Source organism: Mumia xiangluensis (genome assembly GCF_010994095.1).
GTDB classification, from domain to species: domain Bacteria; phylum Actinomycetota; class Actinomycetes; order Propionibacteriales; family Nocardioidaceae; genus Mumia; species Mumia xiangluensis.
In genome coordinates, this window is sequence record NZ_WJYO01000001.1 from 44,547 (window position 1) to 71,375 (window position 26,829).

At 70.8% G+C, this 26,829-nt stretch carries 25 protein-coding genes; 9 read left to right on the forward strand and 16 right to left on the reverse strand.

Going from position 1 to position 26,829, the window contains the following annotated elements:
* Positions 1–25 precede the first annotated feature (25 nt).
* Positions 26–904 carry a glucose-1-phosphate thymidylyltransferase RfbA gene (gene rfbA / locus GH747_RS00140; protein ID WP_149767156.1) on the reverse strand — a complete coding sequence of 293 codons (879 nt, stop codon included), beginning with the start codon at positions 902–904 and terminating at the stop codon, positions 26–28.
* A 69-nt stretch (positions 905–973) separates the two neighbouring features.
* Between rfbA and GH747_RS21920 the strand changes: the two genes are divergently transcribed.
* Genes GH747_RS21920 through GH747_RS00155 form a run of 3 tightly spaced genes read left to right on the forward strand, consistent with a single transcriptional unit; the run spans position 974 to position 5,151 of the window.
* Entirely contained in the window at positions 974–2,740 is a 1,767-nt protein-coding gene (locus GH747_RS21920; RefSeq protein ID WP_205602706.1) for a glycosyltransferase family 61 protein, read from the forward strand.
* 36 nt (positions 2,741–2,776) lie between these two features.
* A complete protein-coding gene (rfbB, locus tag GH747_RS00150; RefSeq protein ID WP_149767158.1) occupies positions 2,777–3,775 on the forward strand; it encodes a dTDP-glucose 4,6-dehydratase in 999 nt (332 codons plus the stop codon).
* Entirely contained in the window at positions 3,772–5,151 is a 1,380-nt protein-coding gene (locus GH747_RS00155) for a sugar nucleotide-binding protein (protein WP_149767160.1), read from the forward strand. Before rfbB ends, GH747_RS00155 begins: the two co-directional genes overlap by 4 nt.
* Here GH747_RS00155 and GH747_RS00160 read toward each other — a convergent pair.
* The gene (locus tag GH747_RS00160) at positions 5,139–7,406 is read right to left on the reverse strand and encodes a hypothetical protein (protein ID WP_149767162.1); all 2,268 of its coding nucleotides are present in this window, start codon (positions 7,404–7,406) and stop codon (positions 5,139–5,141) included. The genes GH747_RS00155 and GH747_RS00160 overlap by 13 nt on opposite strands.
* An 81-nt stretch (positions 7,407–7,487) precedes the next feature.
* Between GH747_RS00160 and GH747_RS00165 the strand changes: the two genes are divergently transcribed.
* The gene (locus tag GH747_RS00165; RefSeq protein ID WP_149767164.1) at positions 7,488–9,275 is read left to right on the forward strand and encodes a glycosyltransferase; all 1,788 of its coding nucleotides are present in this window, start codon (positions 7,488–7,490) and stop codon (positions 9,273–9,275) included.
* Between the two features lie 33 nt (positions 9,276–9,308).
* Here the strand turns inward: GH747_RS00165 and GH747_RS00170 are convergent, their stop codons facing one another.
* Complete coding sequence (locus GH747_RS00170) at positions 9,309–10,157, reverse strand: TylF/MycF family methyltransferase (RefSeq protein WP_228552793.1); 849 nt, start codon at positions 10,155–10,157, stop codon at positions 9,309–9,311.
* A 51-nt stretch (positions 10,158–10,208) separates the two neighbouring features.
* Between GH747_RS00170 and GH747_RS00175 the strand changes: the two genes are divergently transcribed.
* On the forward strand, positions 10,209–11,126 hold the full coding sequence (locus GH747_RS00175) for an SAM-dependent methyltransferase (RefSeq protein ID WP_149767168.1): 918 nt from the start codon (positions 10,209–10,211) through the stop codon (positions 11,124–11,126).
* Here the strand turns inward: GH747_RS00175 and GH747_RS00180 are convergent.
* Positions 11,110–11,964 carry a class I SAM-dependent methyltransferase gene (locus GH747_RS00180; RefSeq protein ID WP_149767170.1) on the reverse strand — a complete coding sequence of 285 codons (855 nt, stop codon included), beginning with the start codon at positions 11,962–11,964 and terminating at the stop codon, positions 11,110–11,112. The genes GH747_RS00175 and GH747_RS00180 overlap by 17 nt on opposite strands.
* Before the next feature lie 12 nt (positions 11,965–11,976).
* Positions 11,977–13,611, reverse strand: coding sequence for a long-chain fatty acid--CoA ligase (locus tag GH747_RS00185; protein WP_149767172.1), 1,635 nt, complete (start codon positions 13,609–13,611; stop codon positions 11,977–11,979).
* A gap of 249 nt (positions 13,612–13,860) precedes the next feature.
* On the opposite strand from GH747_RS00185, the gene GH747_RS00190 reads away from it, so the two are divergent.
* Positions 13,861–15,240 (forward strand): M14 family zinc carboxypeptidase, encoded by a 1,380-nt coding sequence (locus tag GH747_RS00190; protein ID WP_163695215.1) that lies wholly within the window; start codon positions 13,861–13,863, stop codon positions 15,238–15,240.
* A gap of 108 nt (positions 15,241–15,348) precedes the next feature.
* Here GH747_RS00190 and GH747_RS00195 read toward each other — a convergent pair whose 3' ends face one another.
* Positions 15,349–16,860 (reverse strand): Ig-like domain repeat protein, encoded by a 1,512-nt coding sequence (locus GH747_RS00195; RefSeq protein WP_163695217.1) that lies wholly within the window; start codon positions 16,858–16,860, stop codon positions 15,349–15,351.
* 115 nt (positions 16,861–16,975) lie between these two features.
* On the opposite strand from GH747_RS00195, the gene GH747_RS00200 reads away from it, so the two are divergent.
* Together GH747_RS00200 and GH747_RS00205 are read left to right on the forward strand one after the other, a co-directional pair.
* Positions 16,976–18,187, forward strand: a complete 1,212-nt coding sequence (locus GH747_RS00200) for an NADH-quinone oxidoreductase subunit D (RefSeq protein ID WP_149767178.1) — start codon at positions 16,976–16,978, stop codon at positions 18,185–18,187.
* Positions 18,188–18,428: 241 nt separating this feature from the next.
* The gene (locus GH747_RS00205; protein ID WP_149767180.1) at positions 18,429–19,226 is read left to right on the forward strand and encodes a metallophosphoesterase; all 798 of its coding nucleotides are present in this window, start codon (positions 18,429–18,431) and stop codon (positions 19,224–19,226) included.
* 9 nt (positions 19,227–19,235) lie between these two features.
* Here GH747_RS00205 and GH747_RS00210 read toward each other — a convergent pair whose 3' ends face one another.
* From GH747_RS00210 to GH747_RS00220, 3 genes are read right to left on the reverse strand one after another with little or no spacing between them, the layout of a single operon-like run.
* Positions 19,236–20,201, reverse strand: a complete 966-nt coding sequence (locus GH747_RS00210) for an ABC transporter substrate-binding protein (RefSeq protein ID WP_163695219.1) — start codon at positions 20,199–20,201, stop codon at positions 19,236–19,238.
* 13 nt (positions 20,202–20,214) lie between these two features.
* Positions 20,215–20,979, reverse strand: a complete 765-nt coding sequence (locus GH747_RS00215; protein ID WP_149767184.1) for an ABC transporter permease — start codon at positions 20,977–20,979, stop codon at positions 20,215–20,217.
* Positions 20,976–21,695, reverse strand: coding sequence for an ABC transporter permease (locus tag GH747_RS00220; protein ID WP_228552711.1), 720 nt, complete (start codon positions 21,693–21,695; stop codon positions 20,976–20,978). Before GH747_RS00220 ends, GH747_RS00215 begins: the two co-directional genes overlap by 4 nt.
* A 3-nt stretch (positions 21,696–21,698) precedes the next feature.
* Between GH747_RS00220 and GH747_RS00225 the strand changes: the two genes are divergently transcribed.
* Positions 21,699–22,832, forward strand: a complete 1,134-nt coding sequence (locus GH747_RS00225) for a betaine/proline/choline family ABC transporter ATP-binding protein (RefSeq protein WP_377036113.1) — start codon at positions 21,699–21,701, stop codon at positions 22,830–22,832.
* Positions 22,833–22,837: 5 nt separating this feature from the next.
* On the opposite strand, the gene GH747_RS00230 is transcribed toward GH747_RS00225, so the two are convergent.
* From GH747_RS00230 to folE, 7 genes are all read right to left on the reverse strand, one after another.
* The gene (locus GH747_RS00230; RefSeq protein WP_149767186.1) at positions 22,838–23,491 is read right to left on the reverse strand and encodes a hypothetical protein; all 654 of its coding nucleotides are present in this window, start codon (positions 23,489–23,491) and stop codon (positions 22,838–22,840) included.
* Between the two features lie 65 nt (positions 23,492–23,556).
* A complete protein-coding gene (locus GH747_RS00235; RefSeq protein WP_149767188.1) occupies positions 23,557–24,039 on the reverse strand; it encodes a DUF3180 domain-containing protein in 483 nt (160 codons plus the stop codon).
* Between the two features lie 5 nt (positions 24,040–24,044).
* Positions 24,045–24,608 carry a 2-amino-4-hydroxy-6-hydroxymethyldihydropteridine diphosphokinase gene (gene folK, locus GH747_RS00240; protein ID WP_149767190.1) on the reverse strand — a complete coding sequence of 188 codons (564 nt, stop codon included), beginning with the start codon at positions 24,606–24,608 and terminating at the stop codon, positions 24,045–24,047.
* Positions 24,605–24,982, reverse strand: coding sequence for a dihydroneopterin aldolase (gene folB, locus GH747_RS00245; protein WP_228552712.1), 378 nt, complete (start codon positions 24,980–24,982; stop codon positions 24,605–24,607). The genes folK and folB overlap by 4 nt, the downstream gene beginning before the upstream one ends.
* Positions 24,979–25,383 (reverse strand): nuclear transport factor 2 family protein, encoded by a 405-nt coding sequence (locus GH747_RS00250; RefSeq protein ID WP_228552713.1) that lies wholly within the window; start codon positions 25,381–25,383, stop codon positions 24,979–24,981. The genes folB and GH747_RS00250 overlap by 4 nt, the downstream gene beginning before the upstream one ends.
* The gene (gene folP, locus GH747_RS00255) at positions 25,376–26,230 is read right to left on the reverse strand and encodes a dihydropteroate synthase (protein ID WP_149767194.1); all 855 of its coding nucleotides are present in this window, start codon (positions 26,228–26,230) and stop codon (positions 25,376–25,378) included. Before folP ends, GH747_RS00250 begins: the two co-directional genes overlap by 8 nt.
* Entirely contained in the window at positions 26,230–26,829 is a 600-nt protein-coding gene (gene folE, locus GH747_RS00260; protein WP_194842870.1) for a GTP cyclohydrolase I FolE, read from the reverse strand. The genes folP and folE overlap by 1 nt, the downstream gene beginning before the upstream one ends.

The window sequence follows — 26,829 nt, forward strand, 5'->3', positions numbered from 1 at the left end:
CGCCGAATCACACGGCGGAGACGGCTCAACGGCTGAGGTCCTTGGACTCCAACAGGCTCAGCAGATAGTCCCCGTAGCCGCTCTTCACCAGTGGCTCGGCCCGCTCGCGCAGCTCGTCGTCGCTGAGGAAGCCCATGCGCCACGCCACTTCCTCGGGGCATCCGACCTTGAGGCCCTGACGGCTCTCGATCGTCCGTACGTAGTTCGACGCGTCGTTGAGCGAGTCGAACGTCCCCGTGTCGAGCCACGCCGTCCCGCGCGGCAGGATCTCGACCTGAAGGCGACCCTCGTCCAGGTAGACCCGGTTCAGGTCGGTGATCTCCAGCTCACCTCGGGCAGACGGGCGAAGCCCGCGAGCGATCTCCACGACGTCGTTGTCGTAGAAGTAGAGGCCCGGGACCGCATAGCTGCTCTTCGGCCTCACTGGCTTCTCCTCCAGCGACAGCGCGCGACCGTCTTCATCGAACTCCACCACTCCGTACGCGGTGGGATCGGTCACCTGGTAGCCGAAGACCGCAGCCCCGTCGAGGTCGTGGAACCGGGCGAGCTGGGTCCCGAGCCCCGCCCCGTAGAAGATGTTGTCGCCGAGCACGAGCGAGACGTTGTCGCTGCCGACATGGTCGGCGCCGAGGAGGAAAGCCTGCGCAAGGCCCTCCGGCCGCGGCTGCACGACGTAAGTGATGGCGACGCCGAACCGCGAGCCGTCGCCGAGCAGACGGTTGAACTGGGAAGCGTCCTCGGGGGTCGTGATCACGAGGATGTCGCGGATCCCTGCGAGGATCAGGGTCGACAGCGGGTAGTAGATCATCGGTTTGTCGTACACGGGCACGAGCTGCTTGCTCGTGCCGAGCGTGATCGGGTGCAGGCGAGAGCCGGTGCCGCCAGCCAGGATGATGCCCCTCATGCGCAGATCGTACGGGCCCCGCCGCTCGGCCTGTCCCGAACGACCCGTTCGCGCGGCACAATGTGCGCCATGGAAGAGGAGACGCTGGACGAGATCGGTCGACGCCGTGGGGCGCGCCAGTCCTCCGACAGCCTCGGCTACCTCGCCGCGTACGAGGAAGCGCTCGCGAAGCTTCGCGAGTTCCCCGAGACGATCGCCCTCGTGCTCGGCCGGGGCGGGATAGACACCGCGAGCACTTTCGCGGAGCGGTTCCCTGCGGCGACCGTCCACCTGCTCGCCCACGGTGACGCAGCCGCATGGTCGTCGACAGCCGACGCCTCGACACCCGCGAACGTCATCGTTCATCCCTGTCGTTCCGCCAAGGATCGGGACGCGGTCCTCCTCACGACTCCGCGACCCGGGCTGCTGGTCCTGGGGCACGCCACGCGGTCCAGTCGCCGCATCGGGAGCATCCGCCGTCATCAGGGTTTCGTGGCGGCTGGGGGTCTTCTCGCCATCGAGCAGGTCGACCGCGAGGGCCGCGACAGGCGCGGCGCATCCCCGGAGACCTCAGCCCGCGTGGTGCTCGAGAAAGCCCTCGCGAAGTCACACCTCCCGTTGCCGCAAAATGGCTGGACGACGTGGACCGACGCCCTTGCCCTCTCGCTGGACGACGTGAGGTTCTACGACGACCTTGCGTTGGTCACCAAGCGACTGGCACTCACAGCGGCCCTGAGGTCCGCCGAGGCCGCGCCCGTGCTTGCCGCGCGCTTCGGTGACGACAACCCGCTCGAGACCCTCGTCAGGCGCCCGGCACGGGAGTTCACCTCTCGCGGCCGGATAAGGACGCACGGCCGGGGTCCAGATGTCGTTGCCGGCGACATCGCCGTGCCGGAGCTGGAGCTCCGGCGCTATCACGATGTCGTCGCCTACCCTCGTCAACGGCTCCGATTCGGTGACTACTGGCTGCCCGACACGTTTCGCCATCAGCACTCGCGGCGCCTTCACCACCGGTCGATGATCCGCTCCGGAGTGCACACCGCCGCGACACGGCCCGAGTGGGAACCCACCACCCAGGATCGCTGGAACGGACCTCTCTACTACCTCGACACGGAGTTCCCTGGCCATTTCGGGCACGTGTGCACCGAGGTGGTCTCCCGCTTGTGGGGATGGGACCGTGCTCGGCAGGAGCACCCCGACCTCCGTCCCATCGTCAGTCTGCGTCCTGGGCAGCACGATGCGCCTGGCTTCCTCCGTATGATCCTCGACGCCTACGGCATCGACAGCACCACACTCGTGGTGCAGCCGAGCGACCAGGCGCTCGAGGTAGACACCCTGTACGCCGCCGACCCCGAGTTCGAGAATCCGCGCTTCGTCGCGCCGGAGGTCACTGAGACGTGGGCCCGCATCCACGCGGGCTTCGACGACGTCGTGCCTCCGATCCGCTCGGAGCGCATCTTCATCGCGCGCGGACGTCGGCGGGTCCCCCGGGAGCAGGCACAGATCGAGGCCTTCTTCGCGAGCCACGGTTTCACGGTCCTGCGGCCCGAGCAGTACCGTTTCGACGAGCAGGTCGCCCTCTTCTCACAAGCGCGGATCATCGCCGGATACGCCGGCAGTGGGATGTTCACCATGGCGTACGCGCCGCAGGCCCGGGTGATCCTCATCGCTGGGGACGGATACCTCGCCCAGAACGAAGCCCTGATCGCCGCGGCGCAAGGGCAGGACGTTCACTACTTCTGGGGTCGCACGCAGCGGTCAGCACCGGACCTGACGAAGTACCGGGCGGCCTTCGCCGACGACTTCACATTCAACCTGCGTCGGCGGTCATGGGCGCTGCGCCGTCTGCTGCGATGAGGCGTGGGCGCCCACCGAACTCGCTAGACTCCTCGCGTGCGCAGCATCCTCGTCACCGGCGGCGCCGGCTTCATCGGCTCGAACTTCGTCCACCACGTCGTCGACAGCACCGACGCGTCGGTGACCGTGCTCGACAACCTGACGTACGCGGCGAGCCGGGAGGCCATCGACGGCCTTCCCGGTGACCGCGTCGACCTCGTCGTCGGCGACATCGCCGACGCCGACGTGGTCGACCCGCTGGTCGCCGAGGCAGACGCGGTCGTCCACTTCGCCGCAGAGTCGCACAACGACAACTCCCTCAACGACCCGAGCCCGTTCGTCCGCACCAACCTCGTCGGCACGTTCACGCTGCTGGAGGCGGTGCGCCGTCACGGGACGCGCTTCCACCACGTCTCGACCGACGAGGTCTACGGCGACCTCGAGCTCGACGACCCGGCGCGCTTCACCGAGACCACCCCGTACAACCCGTCCAGCCCGTACTCCTCGACGAAGGCCGGCTCCGACCTCCTCGTCCGCGCGTGGGTCCGGTCGTTCGGCGTGGCTGCGACGATCAGCAACTGCTCCAACAACTACGGCCCGTACCAGCACATCGAGAAGTTCATCCCGCGCCAGATCACGAACGTTCTCGACGGCCGCCGTCCGCGTCTGTACGGCGAGGGCCTCAACGTCCGCGACTGGATCCACACCGCCGACCACTCGAGCGCGGTGTGGGCGATCCTCGAGCGGGGCCGGATCGGTGAGACCTACCTGATCGGCGCCGACGGCGAGGAGACCAACCGCGACGTCGTCGAGACGATCCTCGACCTGATGGGTCAGCCGACCGACGCGTACGACCTCGTGACCGACCGACCGGGTCACGACATGCGCTACGCGATCGACTCCACGAAGCTCCGCACGGAGCTCGGCTGGGCTCCGCAGTTCACCGACTTCCGCTCCGGCCTGGCCGCGACGATCGACTGGTACCGCGCCAACGAGGCGTGGTGGCGTCCCAGCAAGGACGCGGTCGAGGCGCGCTACGCCGAGGCGGGCCAGTGACCTCGGGCCTCTCCCTGCGGACGACGCCGATCGACGGGCTGCTCGTCGTCGACCTCCCCCTGCACGGGGACAGCCGCGGCTGGTTCAAGGAGAACTGGCAGCGCGAGAAGATGCTGGAGCTCGGGCTGCCCGACTTCGGACCCGTCCAGAACAACGTCTCGTTCAACGCGAGCGCCGGCGCGACGCGCGGCATCCACGCCGAGCCGTGGGACAAGCTGGTGTCGCTGATGACCGGACGGGCGTTCGGCGCCTGGGTGGACCTGCGGCCCGGACCCGGCTTCGGCACCACGGCGACCGTCGACCTGCACCCCGGTGTCGCGGTCTTCGTGCCGCGCGGCGTGGGCAACTCGTACCAGGCCCTCGAGGACCGGACGACCTACGCCTACCTCGTCAACGAGCACTGGCGGCCCGACGTCACCTACACCGCCGTGGCGCTGGACGACCCGGCGCTGGCGATCGCATGGCCGATCCCGATCGCCGACGCCGAGGTGTCCGAGAAGGACCGCAACAACCCGCTGCTCGCCGACGTGACGCCGATGGAGCCACGACGCACGCTGATCCTCGGGGGCTACGGCCAGCTGGGGCGGGCCCTGCGCGAGGTCCTCCCGAAGGCCGACGCGGTCGACCTCGACACCTTCGACATGACCGACGCCGCCGCGTACGCGGCCGTCGACTGGTCGCGCTACGACACCGTCGTCAACGCCGCCGCGTACACGGCCGTCGACGCCGCCGAGACCCCGGACGGCCGACGCGACGCGTGGTCGGCCAACGCGACAGCCCTGGTCCACCTGGCTGCGGTCGCCGCGAAGCACCGGCTCACGGTGGTGCACGTCTCCAGCGACTACGTCTTCGACGGCACCCGCGACGTGCACGACGAGTCCGAGCCGTTCTCGCCGCTCGGCGTGTACGGGCAGAGCAAGGCGGCCGGCGACGCCGTGGTCGCGACGATCGCGCGCCACTACGTCGTACGCACCAGCTGGGTGATCGGGGACGGGGCCAACTTCGTCCGCACGATGGCCCGCCTCGCCGGCGACGGCATCAGCCCGGCGGTCGTCGACGACCAGGTCGGGCGCCTGACCTTCACCGCCGACCTGGCGCGGGGCATCGTCCACCTGCTCGACACGCGGCCCGCGTACGGCACCTACAACCTCAGCGGGGCCGGCGACCCGACGTCCTGGTACGACGTCGCGCGCGAGGTCTTCGTCCGCTGCGGTCGCAGCGCCGACGACGTCACGCCGACCTCCACCGAGGCGTACGGCGAGGGCAAGGTCCTCGCCCCCCGGCCCCGGCACTCGGTGCTCGACCTGACGAAGATCGAGGCGACCGGCTTCGTGCCGACGCCGGTGAGCGAGTCGCTGGACGCCTACCTGGCCTGAGCCGCGTACTCCGCCGGCACGACCGCACGGTCCGGTCCGGCCAGGACGTGGAGCACCTCGCGCAGCCGCAGGCCGTACGCCTCGACGAGCGCGGGGGCCGCGGCGACCGCGGCGGAGCCCCGCATCGCTGCCAGGTCGGCCACGAGGACGTCGACGTCGAACGCGTCGAAGTCGAAGGTGTGAGCCTGGTAGGCGATGCGGCGCAGCTCGGTCGAGCGGTCGACCTTCGCGCCGAGGCGCACCGCGGCGGTCTCGATCACACCGAACCCGCTCGAACGACGGCGGTCCAGCGTGGTCGGGGCCGCGAACAGGTGCCCCTCGAGGTCGAGCGCTGCGAGCGGCGCAAGGTCACGGTCCACGACCGCCGCCGTGGTGAGCATGACGGCGCGATCGACGTCGGGGAGCAGGTCCGGCAGCGTCAGGAAGACGTCGACGACACTGCCGTCCGTCTCGATCCGTCGCACCTCGAGGTCGGGCTCTGCCGCCACGTCCACGTTTCCGGCTCCGGGGCCGACGAGCGTCACCCGGGCGGAGTGCCGGCTGTGCTCGGCCAGCGAAGCGATCAGGGGCCCGACCTGGTCGGCCGTCCCGGTGCCACCGCCCCGGCCGACCAGCACGACCACTTCCTCGCGATCCAGCGCGGTCCTGGCCGGCGCGTCGGTCGCGGCCAGCGGCGACAGCGTACGGCGGTCGATCACGGCGGGCAGCGGGCGCGTCCGTGCGGCGGTGGCTGCGGGGGCGTCGTGGCGGGCACGCGCCTGTGCCACGCGGTCGGCCGTCACGGTCCGCCACAGCGCGTAGACGTCGTCCGGCGCGGCACCCCCCAGGATCGCGTCCAGGACGGGCTCCAGGAGCCCCGTGATGCCGGTCCGGATGTCGGAGAGCCGCTGGTCGTCCATCGGCGTGAGCCCGGCGAAGCGCGGGTCCGACGGCTTCGGCGGGACGAACTCCGCGTCGATGCCCAGCGACCGAGCCGGCAGGTAGGCGTGGAGGCGGCTGGTGACCAGCCCGCTGTGCTGGGTCCGGTAGGTCTCCAGCAGCGCCGCCGCGCGACGCAGGTTGTCGACGAACGGGGTGGTCCGGATGCGGTCGTCGCCGTGACGGTACGTGACCCCGCCCTCCGGCACCTGGTCCGCGGGAACGTCGACGTACGCGCGGGGGGCGTCTGCCGCCGGGCGTTCGGCGAGGTCGGGGAAGACGGTGCTGACCGTGGTCGTCACGCAGCCCGAGAAGAACGCCGGGACGTCCATCGACAGCAGGAGATCCACCGTCGTCCAGTCACGGCAGCCGATCGGCCCGTGGCGTCGCAGGTAGTCGACGACCTCGGGGTTCAGCAGATCGCGCTTGCTGCAGTGGAACGACACGAACACCGGCAGGAGGTTCGCGTGGAACGGGAGGCCGTACCGGCTGGTGCCGAACAGGGCGTGCATGTACCAGCCGAAGGCGATCGTCCAGGTCTGCGGCGGCACGGCGGCGTAGGCGGAGGCGTCGCGGTCGACGGTGATGACGGAGACGTCGGCGTCCGTGGTGTCGTGGCGCATCCGCTCGGGGACCCGGCCCTGGAGCTCGGTGAGCGCAGCGGCGAGACGCTCGTCGCCCGCGAAGCGGAGCTTGCTGCGGCGAACCACGTGGCCGAGCATCGCCAGGCTCTGGACGTGGTCGCCGATGTTGGCCGACGCACGACGGCGGCCGGGGTGGCCGTACGCGAGGACGGCGAAGGAGACGGTGCCCGGCGGGACCGCCGGCGCCGAGGCCGAGACGGGGTCGCGCTGGACCCAGTCACGCATCCAGTCCCGCGACTCGCGCACGCGACGACCGGCGCGGGCCCGCGTGGAGACCGCATCGTCGAAGCGGGCGAACAGCGTGCGAGCGAGGTCGCTCTCGCCCTCGGCGAAGGCCAGCCCGACAGCGACGTCCCACGACGCAGGCGACAGCCTGATCGCGGGGTCGGTGGCCAGGTCGCGCAGGTCCGCGACCACGCGGTCGCGGTCGTGGGCGAGCCCAGACCGCAGGTACTCCTCGAGCGCCCAGCGACGCCAGTCGGCAGCGGGGACGTCCGCGAACCGAGCCCAGGCGAGTCCGAGGTTGCCCGCCTCGTACGCGTCGACCGCGTGGACTGTCGTCGGCGGGGCGGTCGGGCGACGACTCGCCGGACGCGCCTGCGGGATGAGCGTCGAGATCACGGGCACCCGGCGCAGCCGGGCCGCCCATCGCCGTGCACTGCGGCGGATCCGACGGGGGGTCGTCGTGGTCATTCACACTCCCGACATCTGGCGTTTGGAATCTGGTGCGCGCAAGTGCCGGTGACTGACGGCTGGCACCCCTACGCTAGCGGCGTGACGAGCAACAGGATGGCACGGGACGGCCGAGAGCCCGTGTCCGCACTCCCCGATGGCACCTACATCGCTCTCGCCGCCCGGGTCCGGCTCAACAAGGGCGGGCGCACCGGCGCCATGCTGATGCGGGCGAGGATGCTGTCGGAGCTCGGCGGCAGGCGCTCGCTGGTCGCGACCTACGACGACTACCCCGACTACGCCGAGGTCCGCCGTACGCTGTTCGAGCAGGGGAAGCTGCACGACCCGGCTGACTTCGTGAATCTCTTCGAGTTCTACCGAGACCGGGCCCCCGCGGACCTGGGCACCGGCTCGAAGCGCCTCCCCCGGGTCCCCGGGACGACGACTCGTGACGAGCCCGGACCGGACGGCGCGCCGGCCCGACGGCACCACGTCGACGCCGCCGGATCGATCGTGGTCACCGACCACCTCCGTCCCGACGGCTCCGTCTTCATGCGCGCACCCCTCGAGGACGGAACGACCCCGTTCACGCTCGTCGACCATCGCGAGAGAGTGGTCCGGACGTGGCGCCACCGGCGCAGCATGGTCCGGACCTGGCTCACGGACCTGGTCCCGACCGGCGAGGTCTTCGTCGTCACCGACAGCAGGTACACCGGCTCCCTCCTCATGCGGCTGCGGTCGAGCCGGTTCCGTGTCCTCGAGGTGGTCCACAACCCGCACACGACCCCCGACTACCGGTGGGACCGGCCCGTGCTGGAGACCTTCCGCCGCGTCTTCGACCACATCGACCGACTCGACGGACTGGTCCTCCTCACCGACCGGCACCGCCAGGACGTGGCGTGGCGCTTCGGGCCCACCAACAACCTGTTCACGGTCCCCAACCCCGTCATTCCTGTGGAGAGCCCCGGCCTCGCCGAGCGCGACCGGGCGGAGTTCGTCGTCCTCGCACGGCTCGAGCGCCAGAAGCGGGTCGGCCACGCGCTGCGGGCCTTCGCGGTCGCGCGACGCTCGGTCCCCGAGGCCAGGCTGAGCGTGTACGGCGACGGCCGCCAGCGCGAGCACCTCGAGGGCCTGGCGCGTCAGCTCGACGTCTCCGACCACGTCACCTTCTACGGGTACGACCCCCGGGCGCGCGAGAAGCTGCGCTCGGCGACGGCGCTCATGGTCACGAGCAGCCACGAGGGCTTCCCGCTGGGCACGCTCGAGGCGATGAGCAGCGGGTGCCCGGTCCTGGGCTACGACGTGAAGTACGGCATGCGCGAGCAGATCACCGACGGCGTCACCGGGTTCCTCGTCGACGAGGGCGACTTCCACCGCCTCGCAGCACGGATGGTGGAGATGGCGAACGACCCCGCACTCGTCGAGAAGATGGGCGTGGCGGCACGCCACCGCGCGGACGAGCACTCTCCCGAGCAGATCTTCCCCCGGTGGGTCGACGTCCTCGCGCGCGTGCACGAGCAGGCAGGCTCACGGACCAAGCTGGTGGGCAGCAAGCTGGTCCGCGCGTCGCTCGGGAGGTCGCGCCTCCCGTGGTCGTCGGGCCTCCCGTTCCAGGCCACGGTCTCCCTGCTCGGCAAAGGGCCGCGCCCAGGACCCCAGAGCGTGAGTGCGTCGCTGGACCTCATCGTCGACGAGACCGCCGAGGTCGTGAGCACGCCGCTGAAGGTTGCCCGGCGATCCGGGGCCCTCCGGCTGAGCGGCCACGTGCCCGCGTCGGCGCTCGCACCGGTCGCCGACGCGGCGGGCAGTGCACGGCTCGTAGTGGTCTGGCAGAACACCAGCCGCGAGTTCCACCTCGCGTCCGGCAGGCTGGCCGAGCTGAAGCGCTGACGCCGGCGCGACCCGCGAGCTGACCGGACCCGCCTATGCGCCGGGGGTCTCGCGCACGAGGTGGAGCTTGGCGCGCTCCTCGCGACGCCAGCCGGCGCGGCCCTCGAAGTACTCGTCGACGGCCGTGCGGCAGCCGGACCAGGCGTAGTAGTCGTCGAGGATGATGCGCCCGCCAGGCACGATCAGGGGTGCCAACCGCTCGAGGCAGGTCATCGTCGACTCGTACCAGTCGCCGTCGAGGTGGGCGAGGACGACGGGCTCGTCGAGCGTGATCGTGTCCGCGAAGAGGCCCTTGACGAGCTCGACCGAGGACGACTCGACGGGGCTGCCGTGGCGCGCGAACGACTCCTGGACCTCGGTATAGAGGTCGTCGCGGTAGCCGTAGTAGGTGGATCCGCCGATCCCCTTCGCGCCACCGGCCGTGATCTTCTCGTAGCGGCGGTGCACGTCGGTGCCGTCGGAGTCGGTCGGGGGCGGGATCATCCCGAAGACGTCGTAGACGTACATCGGGCGGGCAGCGCTCTTGGCCGCGGCCATCACGATCGCCGACCCTCCGCGGGCCGTACCGGCTTCGACGACGGCGCCGGGCAGCCCGCGCCGCTCGGCGTCGAGGACGGCGAGGGCGAGCGTCCGGAGGTACGTCGGGTTCAGGTAGCTGAGGTTCTCCTCGCGGACCCCGGCGAGGACCTTCTCGACGTCGTCCGGCAGCACCAGTCCGCTGCGGGCCGCAGTGAGCTGTGCCTCCGCCTCCGCCAGGTCGCGGCGCGAACGCCGCAGGGCACGCTGGGTCTTCTTGAGCTTGGCACGGAGGTCGTCGAGGTCACCTGGGGCCGACTGCTGATCCGCGTGGCCGAACCACCGGGTCGGTCGGAGCTGTCGCATACGCACCCCGCCATCGAACACCATCGGGCGTCCTCCTGCTAGCGTCTCGGCGTGATCGACTGGCGCGAGGCCTGGGAGGCGGCGCTCTACGGGGTCGACGGGTTCTACCGTCGCGAGTCCCCGGCCGCGCACTTCCGTACGTCGGTGCACGCCTCCGGCGCGTTCGCGGCCGCGATCTTGGCGTACGCACGACGCCACGGCCTGCGGTCGGTCGTGGACCTGGGCTCGGGGCGGGGCGAGCTCCTCGCCGCGCTCGACGCCCTCGCACCCGGCGAGCTCGCGCTGCACGGTGTCGATCTGCGGCCTCGGCCCGCCGACCTGCCGGCACGTATCGTCTGGAGCAGCGAGCTCCCCGACCAGGTGTCCGGCCTGCTGTTCGCGAACGAGCTGCTCGACAACGTCCCCTGTGACGTGGTCGAGCGCGACGACGACGGTGTACTGCGCAGGGTGCTCGTGGACCCCGTGAGCGGGGACGAGCGGCTGGGCGACCCGGTGCGCACCCCCGAGGCCCTGGCGTGGCTGGAGCGGTGGTGGCCGTCGACCCGCGCCGGTGAGCGGGCCGAGGTCGGCACCACGCGCGAGGCACTGTGGCGGGACGCGGTGGCACGGCTCGAGCACGGTACGGCGATCGCGGTCGACTACGGCCACCTGCGGACCGACCGACCGCCGTACGGCAGCATCCGCGCGTACCGCGACGGGTCGGAGGTCTCCGCCGTCCTCGACGGGACCTGCGACGTGACCGCGCACGTCGCGGTGGACGCCCTCGCCGACGCCGTCGGAGGGTCGCTGGTTCGCCAGCGGGACGCGTTGCGCGACCTGGGGATCGACGGCGCGCGTCCGCCGCTCGCGCTCGCGTCCTCCGCCCCCCGCGCCTACCTCGCCGCGCTCGCGGCGGCCTCCGAGGCTGCCGAGCTGACCGCTGCGGGCGGGCTCGGCGACTTCTGGTGGGTCGTCAGCGAGATCCGCTGACCCGCCTCCGCAGCTGACGCACCTCGCGCCGCACCCTGCGACGCGCCTTCCAGAACGCGTCACGCACCGGCTTCGGGACGGCCGCCCTCACGCGGCGGTGCAGGGCGTCGTCGGGCTGCACCCGTCTGGCCCGCGCAGCCTGCACCGCCGGGTCCCAGCTCGCCAGACCCGTCTTCTCGTGGGTGGGTGGCGACACCGCGCCACGCTCGAAGACGACGATGCTGTCGTAGAAGTGCATCGACCGCGTCGTCCGCGCGAACTCGTCGACGACGAAGTCGGGCTGCCGGCTGTGGTAGGCGTTGAGGCCGTCGGTGAGGTTCTTCGCGTACTCGATGAACGTCCCCTCCCTCCGGAGGCCGCCGTCGTAGGACGGCCAGTAGCTCGTGTGGAGGTCCTCGATGAGAAAGACGCCGTCCGTGGACATCCGCGGGTAGAGCTCCTCGAACGTGGCGATCTGCTGCGCCGGTCGGTGGCCGCCGTCCTCGATGAGGATGTCGATGGTGCCCGCGGCGTCGCCGACCGTCCTGAGGAACTCGCGATCGGCCTGGTCGCCGATCATGATCGTGGTCTGCGCGTCCTCCCAGGACCGGCAGCGCGGGTCGATGTCGACACCGACGAACCTCGCCTCGGGCCCGAAGTAGTCCTGCCACATCTGCATGGACCCGCCGAACTGCACGCCGAACTCCACGACGGTGACGGGGCGCCCGCGGAAGCGGCTGAAGTGGCGGTCGTACACGTCGAAGTAGTGCAGCCACTTGTGGATCTGGCGACCGCCGTTGTGCCGGAAGTACCGCTCGAGGTCGTTGGACCTCCCCATGCCCTCACCCCTGTTCGTCATCCGTGCTGTTCGTCATCCGTGCTGGACATCCAGGCCGCCGTCGGCGTACCGGCGGCGGAGCACCTTCTTGTCGAACTTGCCCACCGAGGTGCGCGGGACGGCGTCGATGAACGTCCACGCGTCGGGCAGCTGCCACTTCGCGAACGAACCCGCGAGGTGGTCCCGCAGCTCCTCGGGAGTCACCGTGGCGCCGGACCGGACGACGACGGTCGCGAGCGGGCGCTCCTGCCACTTCTCGTCGGGGATGCCGACGACCGCCGCCTCGACGACGTCAGGGTGCCCCATCAGGGCGTTCTCGAGCTCGACCGACGAGATCCACTCGCCACCCGACTTGATGACGTCCTTGGCTCGGTCGGTCAGCGTGATGAACCCCTGCCGGTCGATCGTGCCGACGTCACCGGTCCGAAGCCACCCGTCGCGGAACTTCTCCGGGTCGTCGTCGAGGTAGTACGCGCCGGTGATCCACGGGCCACGCACCTCGACCTCGCCGACCGCCTCGCCGTCGTGCGGGAGGATCTCGCCGTCGCCGCCGACCAGGCGTCCCTCGACACCGCCGAGCAGCCGCCCCTGACCGGCCCGGTACGGCCACGCCTCCTCGTCGCTCAACCCGACCGGCGGCTTGCCGGAGGTGGCGACGGGCGACGTCTCGGTCATCCCCCACGCCTGCTGGATGCGTACGCCGTGGCGGTCCCAGAGCGCCCGCTGCAGCGACTCCGGCACCGCGGATCCGCCGCAGAGCACCGCACGCAGGGACCTGAGGTCGGACGGGTGCTCGTCGATCCAGCCGAGCACGTCGTTGAAGATCGTCGGGACGCCGCCCGCAAGCGTGGGACGGGTCTCCTGGATCAGGCGGACGAGCGGCTCGGCCTGCAACCAGCGGTCGGGCATGACGAGGGACGCGCCCACCAGCACCGCGGCGTACGGGAGACCCCAGGCGTTCGCGTGGAACATCGGCACCACGGGCAGCACGCGGTCGTCGGGTCCCATCCCGGCGTTGTCGCCCATCGCCATCGACATCGAGTGGAGGTACGCGGAGCGGTGGCTGTAGACGACGCCCTTCGGGTTGCCGGTGGTGCCGCTGGTGTAGCACATCGCGGCCGCGTCACGCTCGTCCACCTCCGGCCACGCGAAGTCCTCGGACGCGGCCTCGAGCACGTCCTCGTAGCGCAGGATCGTCCTGCCCGTCGCCTCGAGCGACGACAGGTCGGCCTGCTCCGTGTCCGGCCGAGCGACGAGCACGTGGGTGACGGTGGTCATCTCCGGCAGCATCGCCGCGAACGGCTCCGCCAGCGACGCGTCCACGATCACCACGCGGTCCTCGGCGTGGTTCACGACGTAGACGACCTGCTCCGGGAACAGACGGATGTTGATCGTGTGCAGGACCGCCCCCATCGAGGGGATCGCGAGGTACGCCTCGAGGTGCTCGGCGTTGTTCCACATGAACGTGCCGACCCGCTCGTCGCCGGTGATGCCGAGGTCGCGCAGCGCGTTCGCCAGTCGGGCGACGCGACGGCCGACCTCGCCGTACGAGCGGGTGCGCGTGCCGTCGGCCGTGGCTGTGACGACGGATGCGTCGGCATACGCGGTCGTGCCGTACTGCATGAGCCGGCCGAGGCTGAGCGGGACGTCCTGCATGGTGCTGCGCATCGAGAACCTCCGACAAGGTGTGCCTTGAGTCACACAAGTGTGCCGGAGGTGCGCGAGCGGGACCAGTCACGTCTCGCCGTGGACGCGGGGCGGCCTTATACCACTGCAACTCATGATGTGTCTGGAGTTTTCATAAATCTCCGGTTGCATGAATCTCATCGTGCGGGGAACGTGAGGAAAATCTCATGTGGTCGTCGCCGTGGCCGCCAAGCTTGGCGCAACGGTCGGCCACTCGGCGAAAGGAACACCTTGCGCACGACACGACTCACATCCCGGTCCAAGGTCCTGGCGACCGCCGCAGGGGCCGCGCTCGCTGCCTCAGTCCTCGTCGGGAGCGGCACGACCGCCGGCGCAGACCAACGCGACGACGCCCTCGAGAAGGCTCTCGCCGCCGCAGCGGACGACGCACCCCCCGCCCTCCAGACCCCGTTCGAGAAGTCCGGCGGCGCGACCTGGACCACCCACCCGCAGTCCGTCCAGTTCTATCGACAGCTCGACCAGTCCAGCGAGCGCGTCGCGGTCAGCAACGTCGGCCGTACAACGCAGGGTCGGCCGCTGCAGCTCGTCTCGATCGGCTCGCCGGCACCGAAGGCACAGACTGAGGCCGCCGACGGCTCGGTCGCGATGTTCGTCTGCTCCGTGCACGGCAACGAGCCGTCCGGCCGCGAGGCCTGCATGGAGCTGGCGCGCGACCTCGCGACGAGCACCGACGCGACGGTGACGCGCTTCCTCGCGCGTACGACGGTGATCCTCATCAACGCCAACCCCGACGGCTGGGTCGCCAACACCCGCGGCAACGCCGACGGCGTCGACGTCAACCGCGACTACCTCGAGCTCGCGACGCCCGAGGGCCGCGCCGTCACCAAGGTGATCCGCGACTGGAACCCCGACATCCTCAACGACCTCCACGAGTACGGTCCGAGCGAGTACTACCGGACCGATCTCCTGCACCTGTGGCCGCGCAACCGCAACGTCGACGACCAGATCCACGGCCTCAGCCAGGAGATGAGCGAGGACTACGCGGCGGCGCAGGCCCGCAGCGAGGGCTACACGGCCGGCATCTACGGCCACTACGTGAAGGACGGGGAGCCGTTCCTGCAGGTCGCCGGTGACGAGCAGGTCCGGATCCTGCGCAACTACGCCGGTCTCGTCAACGTCGTCGGCATGCTCAGCGAGACGGCGACCCGTCCGTTGAACGACGAGGAGGCGGCCGATGTCCGTGTCCTCAACAACCGCCGGGTCGACACCAACTACGCGAGCGCACTGGGCTCGACGCAGATGGTCGCCGAGAACCGGGAGACGCTGGCGCGCGAGACTGCGGCCGCGGCCGAGCGCCAGACGGAGCTCGGCGCCTCCCAGGGCGGCGTCGTCTACTTCGCGGGGCAGGACGACATGCTGCCGACCAGCTCCAGCGAGGTGGAGCCTGAGCCGATGTGCGGCTACCAGATCACGGAGGCGACCTTCCAGGAGGTCAAGCAGGCGCTGCGCCTGCACGACCTGAAGGCCACCCGCAACGCCTCCGGGCGCGTCGTGAGCCTCGCTCAGCCGAACCGGGGTCTCGTGCCGCTGATCTTCGACGAGCGCCATGAGTTCCGCATCGCCGAGGGGACGCCGCTCGAGACCTGCTGAGCGACGACGCCGTACGCAACGAAGACTCGCAGTCGCGACCGTTGTCTGGTCGCGGCTGCGAGTCTTCGTGTGCTCGTGCTCGTGCGCGTGGGCGTTGCGGGCGCGGGGTCAGCGGACGCGGAGCACCACGCGGACAGAGGAGCCGGAGAACGCCGACGAACCGCCGTACGCGATGCGCAGGGTGTGCTTGCCGCGCTTCTTCAGCTTCGGAAGCTTCACAGTCACCTTCCCGCGCTTGCTGACGGTCAGCGTCGCCGTACTGATCCGCTTCTTGCCGTCGTAGATCTTCACCGTGCCGGTGGGACGGATCGTCGTCCCGCGTCCCGCGACCGTGACGGTGACCTTCGCGCGCTGCTTGCGGGTGACCTTCTTCTTCGCCAGCGCAGCCTTGGTCACGGTGCCGGCCTTGGTGATCCGCAGGCTCGTGCGTGCCGTCGCGGTCGTCGGCGAGTAGTCGGCCTTGTACGAGGCGGTCACCGCGTGGCTCCCGACGGCCAGGCCAGCCGGGACGGCCACGGCCGCAGCGCCGCGCGAGAGGCGGACGGTGCCCAGACTGCGGCTGCCGGCCCGGAACGTGACCGTGCCGGTCGCGTACGTCTCCGGACGCGCGACCGTCACGCTGACACGACTGGTCCGGCCGTACGAGATCGCACCGGGGTTGACGACCATGCGGCCCGTGATGCGAGGCGGGGTGTCGGTCCAGTACGACCTCCAGTGCGTCGTGCCGAGCGAGGAACCCGTCGTGGTGGCGAGCGCGGTCGCGCCGGCCGCGGTCGCCGCTGCCTTGAAGGTGCTGGCGTCGGCGTACCAGGGGTCGCCGGCACCGCCGATCCCGTCCACGAGATTCGCGACGGTCAGGCCCTGTACGGTGCGGGTCGGCACGCCCGGGTGACGGTAGGTGACGTCGGCCTGGAGGACGAACGTGCTGCCCTTCGCGGTCCGGCTCGTCTCGACCTGACGCACGTCACTGACGGTCACGTCGCGCTTCGGGCTCGTGAACCGCACCGTCCCTCCGAAGACCACACGGTGCAACGCAGCCGCCTTCGTCGTGTCGACGATCGGGAACCGCACGGCGGTCGGGTCCTCGGTGTCCTGCTTGGCGCCGCTGCCGAACGTGATCGTCCCGCCCTCGGCGAGCACCAGCGACCGCAGGGTCGGGCTCACCTGCCACTGCAGGCCGATCTCGCGGTCAGCCACACCGCTCCCCCTCGGCGGTGTCGCCGTCGGGTACAGCAGAGGCCCGTCGACCTCGAGCACGCCCTCTGTGGTGACCGGGGAGCCCGTCGCCGGAGTGAACGTCGCGCGAACGGTGTGGACGCCCACCGGGACGTCGGTGGCCCACAGCTCGTAACGGTTCTGCTGGACCGTCGACGTCGAGCGCTTCAAGGCGTACGTCTTGCCGGCGACGGTGGCGGTCGCCGCGCCCGTCGCGTCGCCGTCGCCGACCTCGACGGCCAGGTAGACGCTCTTCCACTCCGCAAGGCTCAGCTCGTCGCCGACGTACGTCAGCGTGGTCGCGGCACTGGCGGCGGGCGCTGCGGCGAGGATCCCGACGGCGAGCAGGACGGCCATCAGCCCGGCCAGCGCACGGCGCGGGGCAATTGTTGCAAGGGTCAGCACGATCTCTCCCGATAGATGTAGGGTGCGTCCCCCCGAACGCGGCTCTATTGTGGCACGTCTTGGGTCAGACCCTTCTGCGCTCGCCCGCGACGTCTGCGCCGCTAGGCTGAGCGGCATGTCGAGCGACGACGCGCACCCGCCCCGCACGCTGACCGTCGGTGTGGGCGCCGGCTCGGCCGGGTTCGGCCACGAGCGCGGCGGCGGAGTCGACATCGACACGACGGACATGGTCCTCAACGTCGGGCCGCAGCATCCGGCGACGCACGGCGTCCTGCGGCTCCGCCTCACCCTCGACGGCGAGCGGATCGTCGACTGCGAGCCGATCGTCGGCTACATGCACCGCGGTGTCGAGAAGCTCTTCGAGGTTCGGGACTACCGCCAGATCATCGTCCTCGCCAACCGCCACGACTGGCTGTCGGCGTTCTCGTCCGAGGTCGGGGTCGTGCTCGCGGTGGAGCGGATGCTCGGCCTCGAGGTTCCCGAGCGGGCGACCTGGGCCCGTACCCTCCTCGCCGAGCTGAACCGGATCCTCAACCACCTCATGTTCTTGGGCTCGTACCCGCTGGAGATCGGCGCGATCACGCCGATCTTCTACGCGTTCCGCGAGCGGGAGACGATCCAGGAGGTGATGGAGGAGATCTCCGGCGGGCGGATGCACTACATGTTCAACCGCGTCGGCGGCCTGAAGGAGGACCTGCCCGCAGGATGGCTGGGCCGGGTCGGCTCGGCCACCACCGCCGTACGCAGTCGTCTCGGGCAGATCGAGGACCTGCTGCTCACCAACGAGATCTTCGTCGCCCGGACCCGCGGGGTGGGGGTGCTGTCGACCGAGCTCGCCCAGGCGTACGGCGTCTCCGGCCCGATCGCCCGCGCGTCGGGACTCGACCTCGACCTGCGCCGCGACCAGCCGTACCTCGCCTACCCGGAGCTGATCGCCGACGGCGCGCTGCGCGTGGTCACCCGGACCGAGGGAGACAGCTACGCGCGGTTCGCGTGCCTGCTGGAGCAGGTCCGGGTGTCGCTCGACCTGGTCGACGCGTGCGTCGCGCGGATGCGCGAGCTGCCGCAGGGCCCCGTGAACGTCAAGCTCCCGAAGATCGTCAAGGTGCCGGAGGGCTCCACGTACACCTGGACCGAGAACCCGCTCGGGATCAACGGCTACTACCTCGTCTCGCGGGGCGAGAAGACGCCGTGGCGGCTCAAGCTGCGGTCGGCGTCGTTCAACAACATCGCGGTCCTGCCCGAGGTGGTGCGCGGCGCGGTCGTGGCGGATCTGATCTCGATCCTGGGCTCGATGTTCTTCGTCGTCGGCGACATCGACAAGTAGCCCGCTCGCTCCCGTCGCTGCCCGTCGCTGCCGCGCATCGCTGCCGCGCATCGGTGCCCGCCGCTGCCGCGCATCGGTGCCTCAGCGTCCACCCGCGCCGTACGCGTGGACGCTGAGCCACCGACGGGCAGTATGTCGTGGACGCTGAGCCACCGACGGGCAGTACGCGTGGACGCTGAGGCACCGACGGGCGAGGTGCTTCGACGGGCCGACTCGCGCCACGCGCCCTAAGGTCCCAAGCGTGGGCGACGTGTGGGCGGTCAGCGACATCCATGGGCACCGCGACGTCCTCGTCGCGGCCCTGACGGACGCCGGGCTCATCGACGAGAGCGAGCACTGGTCCGGTGGCGACGCACGGCTGTGGCTCCTCGGGGACTACGTCGATCGCGGCCCTGACGGGATCGGCGTCATCAGGCTGGCGCGACGCCTCGAGCAGGAGGCGGCCGAGGCCGGCGGAGCAGCGACAGCGCTCCTGGGGAACCACGAGATCCTGCTGCTCGGGATGCACCGGTACGGGGCGATGCCGGTGCCGAGCGACCCGCGCTACGCGTTCGAGCCGAACTGGGCCGGGAACGGCGGTGTCGTCACCGATCTGGAAGGCCTCGACGAGGAGATCCTCGACTGGCTGACGACCCGGCCCGCGATCGGGGAGGACGCCGACCACCTGCTCCTGCACTCCGACACCGTGGAGTACCTCGAGTGGGGCGGCACGGTCGACGAGATCAACGCCGCCGTCCGGGCGGAGCTCCGCATGCCCGACCTCGACACCTGGTGGGAGATGTGGCGCCGCCTGACCACGCGGATGGCGTTCGCGGGAGCCGACGGACCCGGGGTCGCCCGGCGCGTGCTGGACGAGCTCGGGGGCAGCCGGATCGTGCACGGGCACACGATCTGCGCGCTCATCCGCGGCGGAGGGGTGTCACCCGACGACGAGCCGCTGGTCTACGCGGACGGCCTGGCGCTGGACATCGACGGCGGGATCTTCGTCGGCGGGCCCTGCCTCCTCGTCCGTCTGGACGAGGAGGCAGAGGGCCGCTGACCGTCGGTGCTAGCCGAGCAGCCCCTCGTCCTCGAGGAACTGCTGGGCGACGTCCGTCGGCTTCTCGCGGTCGACGTCCACGGCGACGTTCATGTCGGCGAGCTTGTCGGTCGTGAGCTTCGCGGACAGCGCGTTGAGCGCCGATGCGGCGTCCTCGTTGTCGGCGAGCCACTCGGTGTTGACCGCCGGGATGAGGTTCTGAGCGGGCTGCAGGCCCTTGTCGTCCTCGAGCAGCACCAGGCCGTCGTCCTCGAGTGCGCCGTCGGTCGTCGCGACCTGGACGAGCTGCACCTCACCGCTGGTGGCCGCGTCCTTGCCCTCGCGGCTGCCGAAGCCGAGCGGGAGGATCTCGGTCAGGTCGATGCCGTAGACCTCCTGGAGCCCCTTGCCGCAGTCCTGCCGGTCCTTGCAGTCGGGTGCGGCCGCGAGCTTGACCGGGAGGCCGCTCGCGCCGAGGTCGGACAGCGTCGACAACGAGTGCTCGTCGGCGAAGTCCTTGGTGACGGCGTACGCGTTCTGGTCGGTCGCCTCAGCCGGCTCGAGCAGGGTCACACCCGCCGTCTCCGCCAGCGCGCCGACCGCCGCCACGGTCTCCTCGACGTTGTTGCTCGTCACCGGCTCCGCCGTGTCACCGTTGGCCTGCTTGTTGAGGAAGTCACCGATGCCCGAGAGGTATTCGGGGACGACCTGCACGTTGTTGTCGGTCAGCTGCGCCATGTAGATGTCGCGGGTGTCGACGAGCTTCTGGGTGACGTCGTAGCCCTCGTTCTCGAGCACCTGGGTGTAGAGCTCGGCGAGGATCTGCATCTCGGTGAAGTTCTGGCCGGACAGCGTGAGCGAGCCCTTGGACTCACCGCCTGAGCCGTTGTCGGAGTCACCGTCGTCACCGCCGCACGCCGGCAGCGCGATCAGCGCGACCACTGCGGCGAGCGAGGCAGCGCCGCGGCGGGCGCGGCGCAGTGTCGTGGAGTTCATCGGATCCCTTCCGTCACGACCTTGTGGCCGCGGTGTCTGTCGATGGTGCGTCGAACTGCGGTGTCTGGACCAGACCATCATGGCGGCTACCTCGGACACGGCGCATCGGGTCCACGCGTCGTTCGGCGAGGGCCGCCAGGCCCTCCAGGACGAGAGCCCCGACGGCGACGAGGATCGCGCCGCCGATGACGTACTGGTAGTCGCCGTTGCTGAACCCGTACGTGATCGTGTTTCCCAGTCCCGGGCCGGCGACCAGGGCTGCGATCGTCGCCGTCGCCCACAGCTGGACGACCGCGAGACGCACACCGTTGGCGACCAGCCGCGACGCCAGGGGCAGCTCCACGCTCCGGAACACCTGCCACTCGCTCATGCCCGTGCCACGAGCCGCCTCCACGATCTCGGGGTCCACCTCGCGCACGCCGACGTACGCGTTGGTGATGACCGGAGGCAGTCCGAACAGGATGAGTGCGACCAGCGTCGCCAGGCCGGCGCGACCGTACGGCCCCAGGGTGTCCGTGCCGAGCGGCCCGAGCGACAGAAGCCCGAGGACCGCGAAGACGGGGATCGCGCGCCCGATGTTGGAGACGTTGATCGCGAAGGTGCCGCCGCGCCCACGGTGCCCGAGCCAGAGGCCGAGCGGAAGGCCGACCACCAGCACGACGACCAGCGCGGTGAGGGTCAGGAGGACCTGCTGGGTGAGCTGGTCCCACAGCCCGTTGGTGCCCTCCCAGCTCGCGGGGTCGAGCAGGAAGGAGATCGCTTCGCCGAACTCGTTCACACCGCCGCCCCCCGCGTCCACGGCGTCACGAGCCGCGTGAACGCCACGATCAGCAGGTCGAGCACGACCGCGAGGACGACGCACAGCACGCTGGTGGTCAGCACCTGCGCCTTGAAGCTGTCGTCGAGCCCGTTGGCGAGCATGTTGCCCAGGCCGCCGTACGCGACGATCGTCCCCAGCGTCACCAGGGCGACCGTCGAGACCGTGGCGACCCGCAGCCCGGCCATCACCACCGGCAGCGCGAGGGGCGCCTCGATGCGCAGCAGGAGGCGTACGCGCCCGTACCCGAGGCCGGTGGCGGCCTCGACGACCTCGTCCGGCACGCCGTCGAGGCCGGCCAGCACGTTGCGGACCAGGATCGACAGCGAGTACAGGGCGAGCCCGATCACGACCGTCGTCGCACTCAGCCCGGTCGCCTGGGCGAGCAGGGAGAACATGGCCAGCGACGGGATCGTGTAGACGAGGGTCGTGCTGCCCAGCAGCACCGACCTCAGCCTCGCCCGGCGGCGTGCCACGAGCGCCAGCGCGACCGCCAGCACGAACCCGAGCACCACGGAGGCGACCGTCAGCAGGATGTGCTGCACCGTCGCGTCCCACAGCTCGGGCGCGTAGCGGGTCACGTACTCCGGGCACACCCACGCGTTGACCGCGCGCGAGTAGCACGGCGGGTCCGCGGCGACCACTGCGTGCGGCAGGACCCCGGCGGCTAGGCTCACGACATGCACCGTACCGAGGCCGCGATGATCGTGCTGGACGGCGTCGGCAAGCAGTACGCCGACGGCTCCGTCGCCGTACGCGACCTGTCGCTCTCCGTGCCGCGCGGCTCCCTGGTCGCCCTGGTCGGCCCCTCCGGTTGCGGCAAGTCGACCACGCTCAAGATGATCAACCGCCTGATCGAGCCGACGTCAGGGCGGATCCTGATCGACGGCGAGGACGTCACCCGCGCCGATCCCGTGGAGCTGCGGCGCGGCATCGGGTACGTCATCCAACAGGTCGGCCTGTTCCCGCACCAGTCGATCCGCGAGAACGTCACCACGGTGCCCACGCTGCTGGGGTGGTCCCGCAAGCGCGCCCGGGCACGCGCCGACGAGCTCCTCGAGATGGTCGGCCTCGATCCGGCGACGTACGCCGACCGCTACCCCCACCAGCTCTCCGGCGGCCAGCGCCAGCGCGTCGGGGTCGCCCGCGCCCTGGCGGCCGACCCGCCGGTGCTGCTCATGGACGAGCCGTTCGGCGCAGTCGACCCGATCGTCCGCGAGCGCCTCCAGGACGAGTTTCTGCGCTTGCAGCACGACCTCGCCAAGACCGTCGTCTTCGTCACGCACGACATCGACGAGGCCGTCCGGCTCGGAGACCGGGTGGCCGTCCTCGCCTCGGGGGGCGACCTCCGCCAGTACGACTCTCCCGCCGCCGTCCTCGGCTCCCCGGCCGACGAGTTCGTCGCGGAGTTCGTCGGCGCCGACCGCGGCCTGCGCCGCCTCGCCGTCACCCCGATCGAGGTCGGCGACCTCGAGGAGGCACCCGTCGTACGCCGTGGGGCGTCGGCCGGCGACGTCCGTCAGGTCGCAGCGGGCTCGGACGTGCCGTGGGCGATCGTGGTCGACGACGACGACCGCCTGGCCGGCTGGGCACCTGCCGAGCAGCCGGCGGGCTCGGACGCGATGCGAGTGCGCCCGATGGAGGCGACCGTGCACCGCTCGGCCACGCTCAAGGAGGCGTGGGCCGTGATGCTGCGCTACGACGCGGGGTGGGTCGCGGTGCTCGACGACGACCGGAGGCTCCTCGGTGTGCTGACCCCCGAGTCGCTCCACGCGGCGCTGCGTCGATCAGTGCGCATCACCGAGCCGGCCTGACTGCCTCAGGCCTCCTTGGCCTCGGGCAGCTCGTCGTCCACGTCGCCCGCGTCGGCGTCCTTCGTGGCAGGCGCGTCGTCCTTCGAGACAGCCTTGTCGTCGGCGGACTCCTCGGCGGCCTGTGCACGGACGGCCGCTGCCGCCTCCCAGCTGAGGAGGTCGACGATCGTCGGCACGTCGGCGCCCTCCCAGAGTCCCAGCCCCAGTGCTGCCGGGGCCTCGGACGTCTCGTCAGCGGTGCGCAGCGCCTCGACCTCGCGTGCGAGCGCCTTGCGCAGCGCGTCGGACTCCTCCGCCCGCGCCTCGGCCAGGCGCAGGGTGCCGTTCAGCTCACCGATGCGCTTCGTGGTGATCGAGAGCGTCTCGTTGACCGCCTCGACGAACTGCAGGTTCTCGCGGGTGCGGTCGACGGTCATGTCGCGGTAGGCCTGGGCCTGCTCCGCGCGGTCCTTGTACCACTCGCGGCGGGTCGTCATGACCTCGTCCGCGATGATCCGCGCCGCAGCCGCCCCGGCCACCACCGCCGTGATCGCCGCAGCGATCAGAACACCCCGCGAAGCCGCCACCACGGCAACGGCGACGAACACAGCAGAAGCCGCCAGCAAGAGGCTGGCGGCGAGGACGCGCGTGGAGCGCTGGCGGCGGCGAACGTTCGGCATGGGCAGAACCCTACGCTACGGAGTCGCGCATCCTGGTGACGGACACCACCTGTTCGTGGCGGCCCTCACGCCTTGGCTGGAGCGTCGTCGTCCTTGTCGTCACGCGGCACCTCGCAGGCGCGTTCGAGGGCCAGCGCAGCCGCCAGCGCGAGCAGCGCGGCCAGCGCTGCGACCGCCGATCGAACGACCCGGTCACGGGGCAGCTCGAGCTCCAGGTCGCCGGCGAACGACAGCGCAAAGCCTGTGTAGTAGCCCGCGATCAGCGCGGTGACGATCGCCGACGCCTTCGCGAGCGCGAGGAGGCGCATCGCCCGGCTCGAGTGCATCGTGCGTCTCTCGCGGTGCAGCGACTGGTAGGTCCCCCAGGCGAGGAAGGCCAAGATGCCGGCGAGGAACAGCATCGTGCCGGCGGCGACCCATGACACCGTGGGCGCGACGGCGTCGCGCCACTCCATGAACGGGCGCACCGATCGGCCGACGGCCAGGCCGACCACGCCGAGGATGGCGAGCTGGACTGCCGACGACCGGCGCAGGGCAGGGCGACCCATCGACGTCAGACGAGGATCTCGAGGTCCTCGCGCCGCGTCACGCCGGCCGTGTCGACGCTCTGAGCCAGGTCGACCACGAATCCCTTGCCGGGGATCTCGCCCTCGAGGTCGAGCTCGAGCCACGGGATCAGGACGAACGCCCGCTCGTGCGCCCGCGGGTGCGGGAGCGTCAGACGGTCGTCCGACGCGATCCGGTCACCCACGACGATCAGGTCGACGTCGAGCGTGCGCGGCGCGTTGCGCTCGCCGCGCTCGCGACCGAACGCGTCCTCGATGGCGAGGCAGCGGTCGAGCAGCGTGTGCACGGTCAGCGTCGTGTCGATCAGCACCGCGGCGTTGAGGAAGTCTCGGGAGCCGGGGGGTGCACCCACCGGCACCGTCTCGTACACCGACGACACGGTCACGACCGTGACCTCCGGAGTGTCCGCGAGTGCGGCGACCGCGCCCTGGACGTTGTTGAGCCGCTCCCCGAGGTTCGAGCCGATCGCGATCACGGCCTGCCGGATCGGGCGCATTCCGCCGGTCATCGTGTCGGCGTCAGGCATGTGCGGGTTGGGCGTCTCGGTCACGTACGGCTCCGCTCTATCGTCACGGCGACGTCCGAGAACGTCACCGGAATCGGTGCATCGGGCTTATGAACGGTAACGCTCGCCCACTGCACCGGCTCGTAGCTGAGGCAGATCCGGACGATCCGGAGGGCGAGCGTCTCGATCAGGTCGACGGGGTCCGACGTGATGGCGTCCGCAACCCTCTCCGACAACGTACCGTAATGAACCGACGCTTCTAAGTCCCCAGTCTCCGCCGCCCGCGCGAGGTCGAGGGCGAGGACGACGTCGACGACGAACCGCTGACCCTGCTCACGCTCGTGCGGCAGCAGTCCGTGGTAGCCGTACGCCTCGATCCCGGTGACGGTGATCCGGTCCAGTCCTGGCGGCACGCTCATCCTTCCATCACGGGTCCCGAGTGGTGGGACCACAGCTTCCAGCCGGTCGGCGTCTCGACGAGGACGTCGGTGGCCGCGCCGCGTCCCCCCGCGAAGACGGTCGGCTCCTCGCCGTCGGCCTCGGAGAGGACGTTCTCGGTGCACGACACGATCGCGATCCCGCCGCGGTGCGTGACGGTGACGTCGGTGAGGATGAACTGGATGTAGCCGACGCTCGCCATCAGCATGGCGAACGACCGCATGATCGACGACGTGCCGCGGATCGGCTCCGACCCCGGGTGCACGCACACGGTGTCGTCGCCGGGGAGCCACAGCGACGTCATGAGGTCGAGGTCGCCGCGCTCGATCGCGTCGTAGAACGCCTCATGGGTCCGCAGGACCGGCGACGTCTTCTCAACCACGGCGCCACCGCTCCGCGACACGGACGCTGTCGACGTTGTCGGGGACCTCGTGAACGCGTACGGCCCACGCGCCGGCCGTCGCCGCGAGAGCGGTGATTGCGACGGTCGCGGCCTCGCGCTGGAGCGGGTCGCGGAGCGTGCCGTCGTCCGCGGCGAGGAGCTCGCCGAGGAACCGTTTGCGGCTCGCGGCGACCAGCAGCGGGTAGCCGAGCTCGGCGAACGCCGCGAGGTGCGCGAGGATCGACCAGTTCTGGGGGCCGCGCTTCGAGAACCCGATCCCGGGATCGACCACGACCTGGTCGGGCTTCACCCCGGCGGCCAGCGCCGCGTCGACCGACGCGGACAGCTCACGGACGACGTCGGGCACGAGGTCCGCGTACGTCGTCGCGTCCTCGCCCTGCATCGCGTCCGAGTGCCCGCGCCAGTGCATCACGACGTACGGGACACCCGCACGGGCGGCGACGCCCAGGATGTCGGGGTCTGCCAGGCCACCCGAGACGTCGTTGATGATCCGCGCCCCGGCTGCGACGGCACGCTCGGCGACCTCCGCGCGCATCGTGTCGACGGACACGACGACGCCGCGCTCGCTGAGGGCTCGCACCACGGGCTCGACGCGGGCGAGCTCGGTCTCCGCGTCGACCCGCTGCGCTCCCGGCCGGGTGGACTCGCCACCGACGTCGATGATGTCGGCACCCGACGCGACCAGGCTCAGCCCGCGGCGTACGGCGTCCTCCGCGTTGAGCCAGCGCCCTCCGTCGGAGAAGGAGTCGGGCGTCACGTTGACGACGCCCATCACCTGGCACCGCCCGACGTCCGGCAGGGCACGGACGACGCGGCGTTCGAACATCAGTGCGCCTTGATCAGCGACATCGCCTCGGCACGGGTCGCGGGGTCGCGCAGCTGGCCGCGCACCGCGCTCGTGATGGTCTTCGCGCCCGGCTTGCGGACGCCGCGCATCGTCATGCACAGGTGCTCGGCCTCGATCTGGACGATCACGCCGAGCGGCTTGAGCGTGTCGGTGAGCGCGTCCGCGATCTGCGTGGTGAGCCGCTCCTGCACCTGCGGCCGCCGGGCGTAGGTGTCGACCAGCCGCGCGAGCTTGGACAGGCCGACGACCCGCCCGTCCTCGGCGGGGATGTAGCCGACGTGGGCGACCCCGGTGAACGGGACCAGGTGGTGCTCGCACATCGACCACAGCTCGATGTCCTTGACGAGGATGAGCTCGTCGTGGTCGACCTCGAACGTGCGCGACAGCGCGTCGGCGGGGTCGCGGCGCATGCCCGCGAAGATCTCCTCGTACGCCCGGGCGACCCGCGCCGGCGTGTCCTGGAGGCCGTCGCGCTCGGGGTCCTCCCCGATCGCGATCAGCAGCTCGCGGACGGCGGCCTCAGCGCGCGCGATGTCGAAGACGGGCAGGTCCTGACCCGGCAGGATGTGGGCCGTCAC